Origin of the sequence: Halothiobacillus neapolitanus c2, from assembly GCF_000024765.1 — a bacterium.
In the GTDB taxonomy this organism is placed as follows: domain Bacteria; phylum Pseudomonadota; class Gammaproteobacteria; order Halothiobacillales; family Halothiobacillaceae; genus Halothiobacillus; species Halothiobacillus neapolitanus.
Genome location: NC_013422.1, coordinates 1,425,344 through 1,437,969, shown reverse-complemented (window position 1 = coordinate 1,437,969; position 12,626 = coordinate 1,425,344). Strand labels below are relative to the sequence as shown.

Here is a 12,626-nt window from a genome sequence, read left to right as displayed (position 1 = left end):
GTCAGTACTTGTAACCGATGTGAAGCGCCACGACACCCAGTGTCAGATTTTGCACATCAACGTGATCAAAACCCGATTCAATCATCAAGGCTTTGAGCGCGTCCTGGTCGGGATGCATGCGTATGGATTCGGCCAGATAACGGTAACTGTCGGCATCTTTGGCCAGAATCTTTCCGAGCGCGGGCAGGGCAGTGAATGAGTAGAGATCGTAGGCTTTGCTGATCATTGGCGAGATGGGCTTGGAGAACTCAAGTACAACCACTCGTCCGCCCGGCTTGATCACGCGTGCCATTTCCCGGAGCGCCATGCCCTTATCCGTGACATTGCGCAGCCCGAAGCCGATGGTTACGCAGTCGAAATGATTGCTCGGGAAGGGAAGGAACTGTGCATTGGCCAAGCAATAATCGACGTTGCCGACTACGCCGACATTATCGAGCTTGGCCCGGCCTTCGCTTAACATGCTTTGGTTGATGTCGGAGAGAATGACCAGCCCTTTCTCGCCAACCATGCCGGCCATTTTCAAGGCGAGATCACCGGTGCCGGAAGCAAGATCCAGCGCACGCATTCCTGCCCGCAAGCCGGTATGTTCCAGTGCCACACGCTTCCAAAGGCGGTGAATACCCAGCGACATGGCATCGTTCATGACATCATAGCGGTTGGCTACAGAATCGAAGACACGGCCAACTAGCTTGGCTTTTTCTTCGACCGGCACCTGACGATAGCCAAAGTGGGTATGTTCACTCATGTTGGGCTCCAGAAATAAAAAACGGTCAATCCGATTGATTATCGGCCAAAAGATCCTTGATCAACAGGTCTTTTGGTACTTGTGCCGGTGCTCGTGAGAGCCCAACGGCCGCCATGCGTTCATTATAGCGTTGCCACATGGCGTCCTTGTTCAAGCAAAAATCATGCAGAGTCTTCCAGTCGTACAGGCCGCTGTCATGGCCATCATCAAACACCAGTTTGACGGCATAACGCCCCACCGGTTCGATGGCCACTATCTTGACCTGTTCCTTGCCGATCACCAGCATGGCCTCGCCGCCGCCATGCCCGCGCACTTCGGCCGAGGGGCTAAATACCCGCAGGAATTCGGCAGGGAGCGTGCCTTCGGTGCCATCTGCGAAATGCAGGCTGATGGTCTGTTGGCGTTTGTGCCATTTAAGATCGGTGAGGCGTGCGTTGGTTTGGGGCATGGTCTCGCTCGATGCTTACAGAATAAACCGGCTGAGGTCTTCGTCCTCGGCCAAGGCGCCCAAACGTTGATCGACGAAATCGGCATCGATGTTCATCGTCTCGCCACTACGTGTATCGGCATCGAAGCTCAGTGCTTCAAGTAGATGTTCCATCACGGTGTGCAGACGGCGGGCCCCGATATTCTCGGTGCGGCGATTCACCTCAAAGGCGATTTCGGCGATCCGCTGGATGGCTTCGTCACTGAACTGCACCTCGAATTGTTCGGATGCCAGCAAGGCGGTGTGTTGGCGAATCAGCGCCGCATCCGGTTCGGTAAGAATCCGTACGAAGTCTTTTGCCGATAATGCTTCAAGCTCGACCCGAATCGGCAGTCGGCCCTGCAATTCCGGAATGAGGTCCGACGGCTTGCTTAAATGGAATGCACCCGAGGCGATAAAGAGAATATGGTCGGTTTTGACCATACCGAGCTTGGTGTTGACGGTCGAACCTTCGATGATGGGCAGTAAATCGCGTTGCACGCCTTCGCGTGAGACTTCGCCGCCGCCGTATTCTCCGCGTTTGGCCACCTTGTCGATCTCGTCGATGAACACGATACCGTGCTGTTCCACCCGTTCGAGTGCCTGTGCACGGACTTCTTCTTCGTTGACCAGATTACCGGCTTCCTCTTCAGTCAGCAGCTTGAGCGCCTCGGATACGGGCAGACGACGGGTTTGCGTTTTCCCTTGATTCACATTCTGGAACATGCCGCGAATTTGGCTGGCCATCTCTTCCATACCCGGCGGGGATAGAATATCGATGTTGCTTGCGGTTTGGCGCAGTTCGATTTCGACCTCTTTGTCATCCAGTTCGCCATTTCTCAGCTTCTGGCGGAATTTCTCCCGAGTGTTGCGATAGGCTTCGTCACGATGGGAATCGGCCGTACTGTTCCAGCCCTCATCACGCGGGGCGGGGAGCAGGGCGTCCAAAACCCGGTTTTCACCTGCGATCTGAGCCTTGTCGCGCACCTCGACCATGGCGATCTGGCGTTGCATTTTCAGGCCGATGTCGGCGAGATCGCGGATGATCGATTCAACATCACGACCGACATACCCCACCTCGGTGAATTTCGTGGCTTCAACCTTCAGGAAGGGCGCATCGGCCAATTTGGCCAATCGTCGGGCGATCTCGGTTTTGCCCACGCCGGTGGGGCCGATCATGAGAATATTTTTCGGTGTGATCTCTCCGCGCAGCGGTTCGCCCACCTGTTGTCGCCGCCAGCGGTTGCGCAAAGCAATTGCGACGGCCCGCTTGGCTGCGGCTTGACCGACGATGTGTTTGTCGAGTTCGGTTACGATTTCTTTAGGCGTGAGGTTCATGCGTCGAGTACTTCAATCGTGAGGTTGTGGTTGGTGTAGATGCAGATATCGCCAGCAATATTGAGCGCGGCTTCGGCAATCGCGCGGGCTTCTAGTGCGGAATGCTGCATCAGTGCGGTGGCGGCTGCTTGTGCGAAGGCGCCGCCCGAACCGATGGCGATCAGGTCGGTTTCGGGTTCGATCACGTCACCATTGCCGCTGATGGTAAGCATGTGCGTGCGATCGGCGACAACCAGCATAGCCTCCAGTCGGCGCATGGCGCGATCGGTGCGCCATTCCTTGGCAAGCTCGACAGCGGAACGGAGCAAATTACCGCCAAATTTTTCCAGTTTGGCTTCGAATTTCTCGAACAGGGTAAACGCATCGGCGGTTGCCCCAGCGAATCCGGCCAGCACATCGCCGTTGTAGAGTCGCCGTACCTTGCGAGCATTGCCTTTGACGACCGTGTTGCCCAGCGTGACTTGTCCATCGCCGCCAATGACGGTTTGGCCGTTTTTACGCACACATAAAATAGTGGTGCCGCGAAAGTTTTCCATAGGTTTGAACCTTGAGTTCGAAAGTGATGTATGGCCTGAATGAATCAGTGGTTACTTTAATTTGGGTCATGAACGGCAAATATCAATCGGGAATTTCTATTTTCCGTTCATTTTGTTCCGACACGATCGTGCTTTTAACTTGCTTTTTAATATGGGCTCGAGGGTGCGCTGATTCATACACTTGGGCAAGTCGTTGAAAATCCAGATGGGTGTAGATTTGTGTTGTGGATAAGCTTTCGTGCCCGAGCATTTCCTGTACGGCCCGCAAATCACCCGATGATTCCAGTACATGCGTTGCGAAGGCGTGTCGCAACTGGTGTGGATGCAGAGTCTGACCCAGGTGGGTTTGTTGGGCCAGGCGATTAAGTCGCATCTGGACGGAGCGGATCGTCAGGCGTTGGCCGCGACGATTGAGAAACAAAGCGGGTTCAGTCGTGTCTTTCAACAGGGTTTTTCTGATGGGGAGCCATAGCGCCACACGGTCAAGTGCTTTGCCGCCCACCGGAACCAGCCGGGTTTTTTCGCGCTTGCCGGTAACACGGGCAATTCCTTCTGACCGATCAATATCATGTACGTCGAGCCGTACCAGTTCGGCCACACGAAGCCCGCTGCTGTAGATCAGTTCAAACATGCAGCGATCGCGAATGAGCAACTCATCTTCAACCATGGGTTGATCAAGAAGCTGATTCATCGTTTCGATGGCGGGCGCATCCGGTAATTTCTTTGCCGCCTTGGGGGATTTGAGCGCGTCTGGACTGGCAGGGCAGGCAATGTGGATTTTTTGCCAATATCTAAGCAACCAGCGCGTCGCCGAGGATTTGCGCGCGATGCTGCGGTTGTCCAGGCCCGATTCCCTGCAATGGGCGAGATAACCACGCAGGCGACGATCATCTATCTGGTCTGGCTTGATAACATCCTGATCGTGTAGATGCGATTGCAGTTGCTGCCAATCACCGAGATAGGCCGCTTGAGTTTTGGGGGCAAGCGTAGCGCTTTCGGTAAGCCAAGCCCTTGCGCACTCGAAAGCGGCATGGAGGGCTGTTTGGGATGAGAGGGGGGAGGGTTCCTCCATCAATCGTTGGTTTGGGGGCATAGGAAGGCCGCTGCCAAATCACCGATTTGACGCAAAAACAGAGTGCCTTGCGTGGGGTTGAATCCATCCGGAGCATGACGACCGAGTGCCAATATCCAGTCGGGTTCTGCCAGATTATTTCCTACTGCAATCAAGGCCGCAGAGCCGGTATCCGGGAAGTGGGTGTCGAATATCAATTCACGTTGCGCTTCGTTGAGACGGCCACATAAGGGAGTGCGGCTGTCCAGCCATCCGCGGAGTATCTGTTGGCCCTGTGCCGAGATGTCCGTCATACGTAATAATTCGACGGCATCAACAGTAAAGTGTTGGTGGAGCAGTGTTCGCAACTGCTCTGGGGTGCGCTGAGGCGTGCGTAGAAGATCGGATGCGAAATCATGCAAAACCTGATCGAGACGCGCATTGTCTTCAGCGGTGAAACGTAGCTGATTGATCTGATGAGTCAGGCGTTCAAGCCGTTCTCTCAAAATGCGCAATTGAATATGTGGCAACGAGGCAACACCATCAGGCGGTGAAGGCAGTTTGATTTCTGTCAGTAACGTGGGTGTTGAAGCAAGCAAATCTTCAAGTACGGATCGTAAATTCGTCTGACAGTGCTCGGCAAGAAACCCGTGATTCTGCTGCAAAAACAGCGTTACCGCCGTATTATCTGGCGATTGATTGTTGTTGTCGATCAGTGAGATGGCGGTGGCTTCGTTCGTCATGATGGTTTTATTTAATCGTTGTTTGTGCGGATAAGATCTCTTCTGAGAACCTTAACCCGAATGCCCGTTTGCCGCAATCAATCCAGACCCGCATGTTCAGCAACCCAAGTAGGCTCTTTCCATATGTTCAGCTTAGATTATCTTTGACGTGTTATTAGGTTGTTTTATGATGATCGGCTGTTGTAGATCGAAGGTTTAGGATGGCTCGTTTTGTGGTCGAGCGCCGAAATCTGGTTGATCTGCGATTTCCCTGATTCGGATCACGTTGTCGGTTTACCGACACCCCACCCCGTATCGCCCCTGAAACATGCGGTTTGTTGTAGGAGCCGCCACTGCCAAAGGAGAGCGTCATGTTGACGATTACCCTGCCCGATGCGTCACAACGTACATTTGAGAACCCCGTTACCCTTGGTGAAATCGCGGCTGATATCGGCCCGGGATTAGCGAAAGCAGCCATCGCCGGCAAGATTGACGACAAGCTCGTCGATTTGTCCCGCGTGGTCGATCACGATGCACGAATTGCCATTGTGACCGCCAAGGATCCGGAAGGGCTGGAGGTTATCCGCCATTCAACGGCGCACTTGATGGCGCAAGCGGTCAAGCAGCTTTATCCGAGCGCACAAGTCACCATTGGTCCGGTGATCGACAACGGGTTCTACTACGATTTTTATTTCGAGCGCCCCTTCAATGATGAAGATCTGGCGGCGATCGAAGCGCGAATGCATGAGCTTGCTGCGAAAGGTGATGACTTAACTCGTCGTGTCGTTGATCGATCTGAAGCCGTGCAATTCTTCGATCAATTGGGTGAAGAGTTCAAGGTCGAGATTATTCAGAGTATTCCAGAAGCGGAAGAGCTGACTTTATATACACAAGGCGACTTCACCGACTTCTGTCGTGGCCCCCATGTGCCGAATACGAACCGGCTCAAAGTATTCAAGCTGATGAAGGTGGCCGGCGCGTATTGGCGTGGTGATGCCAAAAACCCCATGCTCACGCGAATCTACGGCACGGCGTTTGCCAGCGACAAGGAGCTGAAGGTCTACCTGAATCAACTGGCCGAGGCCGAAAAGCGCGATCACCGTCGCATCGGCAAGCAGCAGAACCTGTTTCACTTTCAGGAAGAAGCACCGGGGCTGGTGTTCTGGCATCCCAAGGGTTGGGCCTTGTGGCAAGTGATCGAGCAGCATATGCGCGGCATTTATCGATCATCTGGCTATGACGAAATTCGCTGTCCGCAAATTTTGGACGTGTCGTTGTGGAAAAAATCGGGCCATTGGGACAACTATCAGGAAAACATGTTCTTCACCGAATCGGAGAAGCGCACGTTTGCCGTCAAGCCGATGAACTGCCCGGGTCATGTGCAGGTGTTCAATCATGGTTTGCACAGTTATCGGGACTTGCCGATCCGTTACGGCGAGTTTGGTTCGTGTCATCGCAACGAACCTTCGGGCGCGCTGCACGGCATTTTGCGCGTACGCGGGTTTACGCAGGATGATGGCCACATCTTCTGTATGGAGAGTCAAATCGAGTCCGAGGTCAAGGCCTTCCATGAACAGGCGTTGTCTGTGTATGCGACCTTCGGTTTTACCGACATTCAAGTAAAAATCGCCCTGCGTCCGGACAAGCGTCTGGGCTCTGATGTCGTGTGGGATGAAGCCGAGGCTGCCCTGCGCGGTGCCTTGCGTGCAGCCGGTGTGGCGTGGACGGAATTGCCGGGCGAAGGGGCTTTCTACGGTCCCAAGATCGAATATCACTTAAAAGACGCGATTGGGCGGACTTGGCAGTTGGGCACGATTCAGGTTGATTTCATGATGCCCGAGCGCCTTGGTGCGACCTATGTGGATGAGCACAGCGAGCGTCGCCACCCTGTCATGTTGCACCGCGCTATTGTTGGCTCGATGGAGCGCTTTATCGGGATTCTTATTGAGCACCATGCCGGGATGCTGCCGTTCTGGCTTGCGCCGATTCAGGTTGTTGTGATGGGGATTACCGATAAGCATGCGGGTTATGTGCAACAGCTCACGGCCAAACTCAAGGCATCTGGGATACGCGTCGTTGAAGACCTGCGCAATGAAAAGGTCGGTTTCAAGATTCGCGAGCATACCTTGGAACGCGTGCCTTATCTTCTCGTGGCAGGTGATCGGGAAATGGAGACCGAATCCATTGCTGTTCGTACGAGGGAGGGCACTGACCTCGGTGTCATGGCTGTGACTGATTTGCTTGAGAAATTGCAATCAGAATCTCGCGCACCCGGCGTAGTGTGATGATCCCGAGAATCAGAATTGCGACAAGGATCGATTTCGATCATTTTGTTGCTATTTTTGCTGTCGCAACATGGTGAAGGTTTCATTACGCTGCAATGCGTATTAACATGTTCGACCTGAAAACCAAGGCACGTACCCTGGTTAGTGAACCTTCGATTTAATCGGAAGTTCTGTGCGGCACAGGGATGTGCCGCCATGAACGATCATTCAAGTGATTGTTCACGAGGAAAATCAAAGATCGTTCTTTTGATTTTCCCCCTCTGAAGATTCTAGGATGGAATTATTCGGAGCTACCTTAAGTGATGCGGGGCGTTATATTTCGCCCCCATCTGTTTTAAATGCAAGAGGATAAGAAGATAGCTCAACTCCGTGGACAAACCCCGCCGGCCAACCGTGATCCAGACGAGCCGCGTATCAATAACGAAATCACCGCACGTGAAGTTCGATTAGTCGATGAGAATGGTGAACAGGCCGGTATCGTCCGGACCCGCGATGCACTCGATCGTGCTGCCGAAGTAGAACTTGATCTCGTCGAAGTGGCTGCCAATGCGAACCCGCCAGTCTGCAAGATCATGGATTACGGCAAGTTCAAGTTTCAGCAAAGCAAGAAACTGGCTGAGGCGCGCAAGAAGCAGAAGCAGATCGAAGTCAAGGAAATCAAGTTCCGTCCCGGAACGGAAGACCATGATTATCAAGTCAAGATGCGCAGCATCCTGCGTTTTCTGGAAGAGGGCGATAAGGTCAAGATTACGCTGCGTTTTCGTGGACGCGAAATGGCACATAAGGAAGTGGCAGGCGTCCTGCTTGATCGAATCGAACAGGATCTGATCGAGTTGGCAACCGTAGAGCAGCGACCCAAGATGGAAGGTCGCCAGGTAACAATGGTCTTGTCCCCAAAGAAAACAAGTTAATACGCAGTTACTTGCTCCGTAGGCCCGCCTTGATGCAGGTAGGGCCAAATGGAATGATCAATTATTCTTGATTGTCCCCTGGTTTTTTTGTATTATCTCGCGCCACTTTGATCGTGGTTGTTCGTAGGCTCTGTTTATAATGAATGGAGCCTGCGGCGGCCAAGATAAAGAATTCCCCCGTGCGCACATTGCGTGCACATTGACTCGAGATGGTTTTTGACCGTCTTGAGGTTTTGGGGACATTAGCCTCGATGCGTTATTTAACTCCGACGTATTGGGTGTCATAAACTTAAACAGTGAAACTGGAGTCGATATGCCGAAGATTAAATCCAATCGCGGTGCAGCCAAACGGTTCAAAATTACCGCTGGCGGCGTCAAGCGTAAGCAGTCGCACATGCGACATATTCTGACCAAGAAGTCATCCAAGCGTAAGCGTCAATTGGGTTCGCCTGCGTTCGTTCACGAGCGCGATGTTCCATCAATTCACATCATGTTGCCGTACGCGTAAGGAGCACTGAACCATGGCTAGAGTAAAACGTGGCGTTAACGCCCGCGCAAAACACAAGAAAGTCCTCGATAAAGCGAAAGGTTACTACGGTGCCCGTTCACGTACGTTCCGAGTTGCCCACCAAGCAGTTGTCAAAGCTGGCCAATACGCCTACCGTGACCGCCGTGCCAAGAAACGTACGTTCCGTGCATTGTGGATCACCCGTATCAATGCTGAGGCGCGTAACAATGAACTGTCTTACAGCCGTTTGATGGAAGGCATTCATAAAGCCAATATCGAAATCGACCGTAAGGTTCTTGCCGACCTCGCCGTTTTCGACAAGCCTGCATTTGCGGCCATCGCCGCACAAGCAAAGGCTGCGCTTGGCAAATAATCCGTTTGTTTGATTTGCGTCAATCAAATGATGTAATCGAATACAATTGGGCGCTCGCAAGAGCGCCTTTTCGTTGGTGGTTTTCACAAATAATGCCAGCGGATTAATCCATAATGTCAATCGTTTACGGTTATGATCCGTCAAGACGGTGTGACTTTATCGATTATTCCAACAGACTGTGAAATTCAGTTCAGTTATCAGGGTGTCATTGGGAGCAGATGCGTGAGTAATCAATGGGCTGACATTCAGGCACAAGCGTTGCGTTCGATCGAGCAGGCGATGGATGTCGTCGCACTCGAAGAAGTACGCGTTGCCTACACAGGGAAAAAGGGCGTAGTTACCCAGTTCATGAAGGAACTGGGAACGCTGGATCCTGAAGCTCGTCGTGCACGAGGTGCAGAAATCAATGTGCTTAAGGAGGCGATCATTTCGGCCCTGAATGCACGGCGGACTGATCTCGAGCAAGCCGCCCTCTCCCAGAAACTGGAAGCAGAGCGGATTGATGTGACTTTGCCCGGCAGGGGGCTGTCGCCGGGAGGCATCCATCCGGTGACAAAAATGATTCGGCGCGTCGAGGCCATTTTCGGGTCAATGGGCTACTCTGTGGCTCAAGGGCCGGAGATCGAAGATGACTGGCACAATTTTACGGCACTGAATATCCCGCTGACGCACCCGGCACGCGCCATGCACGATACCTTCTACTTCGATGCCGAACGTCTGCTGCGTACCCATACGTCGCCCGTTCAGATTCGTACGATGCAATCGCATACCCCGCCACTTAAAATTTTGGCGCCGGGACGGGTATACCGTTGCGATTCGGACATGACGCATTCGCCCATGTTCCACCAGATTGAAGTGCTGCATCTGGATGAAGACGTCAAGTTCACGGATTTGCGTGCCACACTGGAGCAGTTCCTGGGGGCATTGTTCGAGCAGGATGACTTGCCGATCCGACTGCGCCCGTCATTTTTCCCGTTTACGGAGCCGTCCGCCGAAGTCGATATTCAGTGCGTGCATTGCCGCGGCAAGGGTTGCCGAGTTTGCAAGAAAACCGGTTGGATCGAAGTGCTTGGCAGCGGTATGGTTCATCCCAATGTCTTGCGTGCCGTAGGTCATGATCCGGCCAAAGTCAGTGGCTTTGCGATTGGCATGGGCGTGGAGCGTCTGGCGATGCTGCGTTACGGTGTCGATGACCTGCGCGCCTTCTTTGATAATGACCTGCGCTTCCTCGAACAATTCGTGTGATATGCCCGGTCTTTCTTTCAGCTTAAATACACGAGCTTCTTATGCGATTTTCTGAATCTTGGTTGCGCGAATGGATTAATCCGCCGGTTGATACGACCACCCTGGCTCACCGTCTGACGATGGCAGGGCTCGAAGTCGATGCCATTGAGCCGGCAGCGGAATCGTTTAGCGGCGTTGTGGTTGCCGATGTGCGCTCCGTTGAGCCGCATCCGGATGCGGACAAGCTCAAAATTACCCGTGTCACCGATGGCAACAACGAGTACCAGATCGTTTGTGGCGCTTCCAATGTTCGTGTGGGTATGCGTGTGCCGTTGGCGACATTAGGCGCACGGTTGCCCGGTGGTTTGGTTATCAAATCGGCCAAGCTACGCGGTATTCCTTCCGAGGGCATGTTGTGCGGGGCGAGCGAGCTGGGCATACCCAGTGTCGTCGACGGATTGTGGGAATTGCCCTCGGATGCACCATTGGGACAATCGATTCGCGACTGGCTGAATCTGGATGACTCCGTGATCGAGTTAGGGATAACCCCCAACCGGGGTGATGCGCTGTCGATTTTGGGTATTGCCCGTGATTGTTCGGCATTGTTCGATATGGATCTCACACTGTGTGATCAATCCTCAGCCGTTCAGGTTACCTCGGATGCCATTCAGCCCGCTCAAATCGACGCACCCGATGATTGCCCGGTTTATTTGACCCAGGTTATTTCAGGTGTGTCTGTGGAGCGCCGAACACCAATGTGGATGTCCGAACGCCTGCGTCGTGCCGGGATCAAGGTGATCGAGCCGATTGTGGACATTTGCAACTATGTCATGCTTGAGTTGGGGCAGCCTTTACATGCCTTCGATCAACAAAAGCTGCATGGCGGCTTGACGGTACGTCATGCGCGTCCGGGTGAAACCATGGATGCGCTCAATCAGCAAAAGCTTGAATTGGATGCCGATTGTCTTGTGATCGCCGATGCTGCTGGGCCCGTCGCACTTGCCGGTATTATCGGTGGTTTGGGCTCGGCCGTATCCTCTGAAACAGTGAGCATCGTTCTTGAATCGGCCCATTTCACACCCGAAGTGATTGCGGGTCGAGCGCGTCGTCTGGGTTTGACTACCGATGCGGCATTTCGTTTCGAGCGGGGTGTCGATCCTTTGTTGCCCGAACGTGCCTTGTCGCGTGCGGCCGCTTTGATTCAGCAAATCTGTGGTGGTCAGGCAGGACCGGCGAGCGCCGCTCAGGGCGCACAAGCGCCTCGATTGCCTGCGGTCATTGTGCTGGATATGGATTGGGCTGAGCGACGCTTGGGCTTGGCTATTCCGCCAGAGCAAGCCAGAACATTCCTCGTGCGTTTGGGCTGCATCGTTGAATTTCAATCTGAAACAATATTGACAGTAACCCCGCCAAGTCATCGTTTCGACATGGTGATTGCTGAGGATTTGCTTGAGGAATTGGCGCGACTGCTTGGTTTTGATGCGTTTCGTGCGCCCATGGGACGTTCGCCTTTGACAATTGGTGTCCGGCCGGAAACCGAAAACAGCTTCGCAAAAGTGGCCGACTTTATGGCGAGCCGAGGTTATTTTGAAGCGATTTCGTATAGCTTCATCGATCCGGTCGTTGCAGAACTGTTCTCTTCTGAACCAAGTATTACACTCGCGAACCCGATTTCCAGCGAGATGGCCGTCATGCGTCAAAGCCTGTGGCCGGGCTTGTTGCAGGCCGTGGCCTTCAACCAGAATCGTCAGCAGTCGCGTGTCCGTTTGTTCGAGTTGGGCAGAAGCTTTAAGGGCTCTCTTGATAATGTCCAGGAAATTGATCAACTCGCAGCTGTGATGGTTGGTGGTCGTTGGCCGGAGCAATGGGCTGAAAAAAGCGCTCAAGTAGATTTCTTCGACCTCAAGGGTGATTGTGAGGCGCTTTTACTGCATCTTGGATTCAGCATTGACGCCACTTCCGAGCATCCAGCCAACGTCAGATTCCAAGCCGCGGCCCACCCGGCATTGCATCCTGGTCAAACTGCAGAAATCCTGATTCACGACCGCCCTTGTGGTTGGTTGGGTGCCATTCATCCTGACATAGCAGAAAAAATGGACGTGAATGGATCGGTTTTTGTCCTGGAACTTGATCTTCATGCCCTGCAAAACCGGCATTTGCCGATGAATAAGCCGCGCTCGCGTTTCCCGCAAGTTCGACGGGATCTGGCTTTACTCAAGCCAGCCACTTTGCCGATTTCCGAATTGTTATCCCTCATTAAGAAGGACAGCCCGGCGAGTTTGCGTGAGGTTGGGATCTTTGATCGCTACGTCGGCACCGGTATTGAACCTGGGTTTGAGAGCGTTGCGGTCAAATTAATTTTCCAGGAATCCGAACGCACGCTGACGGATGATGAAATTGTCGGTATAATCAGCGACATACGCGCAAAGCTTGCGCAGAAAAACATTCAATTGCGCACCTAAAGGAC

12 protein-coding genes are annotated in these 12,626 nt (G+C 53.3%); 6 read left to right on the top strand and 6 right to left on the bottom strand.

Translation table 11 applies throughout. The annotated features are described in order from the left end of the window. Window position 1: 1 nt before the first annotated feature. From ubiE to HNEAP_RS06630, 6 genes are all read right to left on the bottom strand, one after another. On the bottom strand, window positions 2-745 hold the full coding sequence (ubiE, locus tag HNEAP_RS06655; RefSeq protein ID WP_012824195.1) for a bifunctional demethylmenaquinone methyltransferase/2-methoxy-6-polyprenyl-1,4-benzoquinol methylase UbiE: 744 nt from the start codon (window positions 743-745) through the stop codon (window positions 2-4). A 25-nt stretch (window positions 746-770) separates the two neighbouring features. Beyond that, the gene (locus HNEAP_RS06650; RefSeq protein WP_012824194.1) at window positions 771-1,193 is read right to left on the bottom strand and encodes a gamma-butyrobetaine hydroxylase family protein; all 423 of its coding nucleotides are present in this window, start codon (window positions 1,191-1,193) and stop codon (window positions 771-773) included. 15 nt (window positions 1,194-1,208) lie between these two features. Continuing rightward, window positions 1,209-2,549 (bottom strand): ATP-dependent protease ATPase subunit HslU, encoded by a 1,341-nt coding sequence (hslU, locus tag HNEAP_RS06645; protein WP_012824193.1) that lies wholly within the window; start codon window positions 2,547-2,549, stop codon window positions 1,209-1,211. After that, the gene (gene hslV / locus HNEAP_RS06640; RefSeq protein ID WP_012824192.1) at window positions 2,546-3,085 is read right to left on the bottom strand and encodes an ATP-dependent protease subunit HslV; all 540 of its coding nucleotides are present in this window, start codon (window positions 3,083-3,085) and stop codon (window positions 2,546-2,548) included. Before hslV ends, hslU begins: the two co-directional genes overlap by 4 nt. An 82-nt stretch (window positions 3,086-3,167) precedes the next feature. Next, window positions 3,168-4,157: a tyrosine-type recombinase/integrase gene (locus HNEAP_RS06635; RefSeq protein WP_012824191.1), complete on the bottom strand. Its 990-nt coding sequence runs from the start codon at window positions 4,155-4,157 to the stop codon at window positions 3,168-3,170. Beyond that, window positions 4,157-4,879: a DUF484 family protein gene (locus tag HNEAP_RS06630; protein WP_012824190.1), complete on the bottom strand. Its 723-nt coding sequence runs from the start codon at window positions 4,877-4,879 to the stop codon at window positions 4,157-4,159. Before HNEAP_RS06630 ends, HNEAP_RS06635 begins: the two co-directional genes overlap by 1 nt. Window positions 4,880-5,229: 350 nt before the next feature. Between HNEAP_RS06630 and thrS the strand changes: the two genes are divergently transcribed. The 6 genes from thrS (at window position 5,230) to pheT (ending at window position 12,621) form a co-directional block, all read left to right on the top strand. Then, complete coding sequence (gene thrS, locus HNEAP_RS06625; protein ID WP_012824189.1) at window positions 5,230-7,143, top strand: threonine--tRNA ligase; 1,914 nt, start codon at window positions 5,230-5,232, stop codon at window positions 7,141-7,143. A 338-nt stretch (window positions 7,144-7,481) separates the two neighbouring features. After that, on the top strand, window positions 7,482-8,054 hold the full coding sequence (gene infC / locus HNEAP_RS06620) for a translation initiation factor IF-3 (protein ID WP_012824188.1): 573 nt from the start codon (window positions 7,482-7,484) through the stop codon (window positions 8,052-8,054). A gap of 313 nt (window positions 8,055-8,367) precedes the next feature. Beyond that, window positions 8,368-8,562 carry a 50S ribosomal protein L35 gene (rpmI, locus tag HNEAP_RS06615; protein WP_012824187.1) on the top strand — a complete coding sequence of 65 codons (195 nt, stop codon included), beginning with the start codon at window positions 8,368-8,370 and terminating at the stop codon, window positions 8,560-8,562. Between the two features lie 13 nt (window positions 8,563-8,575). Then, window positions 8,576-8,935 (top strand): 50S ribosomal protein L20, encoded by a 360-nt coding sequence (rplT, locus tag HNEAP_RS06610; RefSeq protein WP_012824186.1) that lies wholly within the window; start codon window positions 8,576-8,578, stop codon window positions 8,933-8,935. Between the two features lie 279 nt (window positions 8,936-9,214). Further along, a complete protein-coding gene (pheS, locus tag HNEAP_RS06605; RefSeq protein ID WP_243726327.1) occupies window positions 9,215-10,180 on the top strand; it encodes a phenylalanine--tRNA ligase subunit alpha in 966 nt (321 codons plus the stop codon). Between the two features lie 41 nt (window positions 10,181-10,221). Beyond that, window positions 10,222-12,621, top strand: a complete 2,400-nt coding sequence (gene pheT / locus HNEAP_RS06600) for a phenylalanine--tRNA ligase subunit beta (protein ID WP_012824184.1) — start codon at window positions 10,222-10,224, stop codon at window positions 12,619-12,621. Window positions 12,622-12,626: the final 5 nt, after the last annotated feature.

Excerpts from the sequence above, each read along its gene's own strand:
- HNEAP_RS06635 (WP_012824191.1), bottom strand. The coding sequence starts at position 4,157 with ATGGAGGAACCCTCCCCCCTCTCATCCCAAACAGCCCTCCATGCCGCT.
- HNEAP_RS06630 (WP_012824190.1), bottom strand. The coding sequence starts at position 4,879 with ATGACGAACGAAGCCACCGCCATCTCACTGATCGACAACAACAATCAA.
- hslU (WP_012824193.1), bottom strand. The coding sequence starts at position 2,549 with ATGAACCTCACGCCTAAAGAAATCGTAACCGAACTCGACAAACACATC.
- HNEAP_RS06650 (WP_012824194.1), bottom strand. The coding sequence starts at position 1,193 with ATGCCCCAAACCAACGCACGCCTCACCGATCTTAAATGGCACAAACGC.
- ubiE (WP_012824195.1), bottom strand. The coding sequence starts at position 745 with ATGAGTGAACATACCCACTTTGGCTATCGTCAGGTGCCGGTCGAAGAA.
- pheS (WP_243726327.1), top strand. The coding sequence starts at position 9,215 with ATGGATGTCGTCGCACTCGAAGAAGTACGCGTTGCCTACACAGGGAAA.
- thrS (WP_012824189.1), top strand. The coding sequence starts at position 5,230 with ATGTTGACGATTACCCTGCCCGATGCGTCACAACGTACATTTGAGAAC.
- hslV (WP_012824192.1), bottom strand. The coding sequence starts at position 3,085 with ATGGAAAACTTTCGCGGCACCACTATTTTATGTGTGCGTAAAAACGGC.
- infC (WP_012824188.1), top strand. The coding sequence starts at position 7,482 with ATGCAAGAGGATAAGAAGATAGCTCAACTCCGTGGACAAACCCCGCCG.
- rplT (WP_012824186.1), top strand. The coding sequence starts at position 8,576 with ATGGCTAGAGTAAAACGTGGCGTTAACGCCCGCGCAAAACACAAGAAA.
- pheT (WP_012824184.1), top strand. The coding sequence starts at position 10,222 with ATGCGATTTTCTGAATCTTGGTTGCGCGAATGGATTAATCCGCCGGTT.
- rpmI (WP_012824187.1), top strand. The coding sequence starts at position 8,368 with ATGCCGAAGATTAAATCCAATCGCGGTGCAGCCAAACGGTTCAAAATT.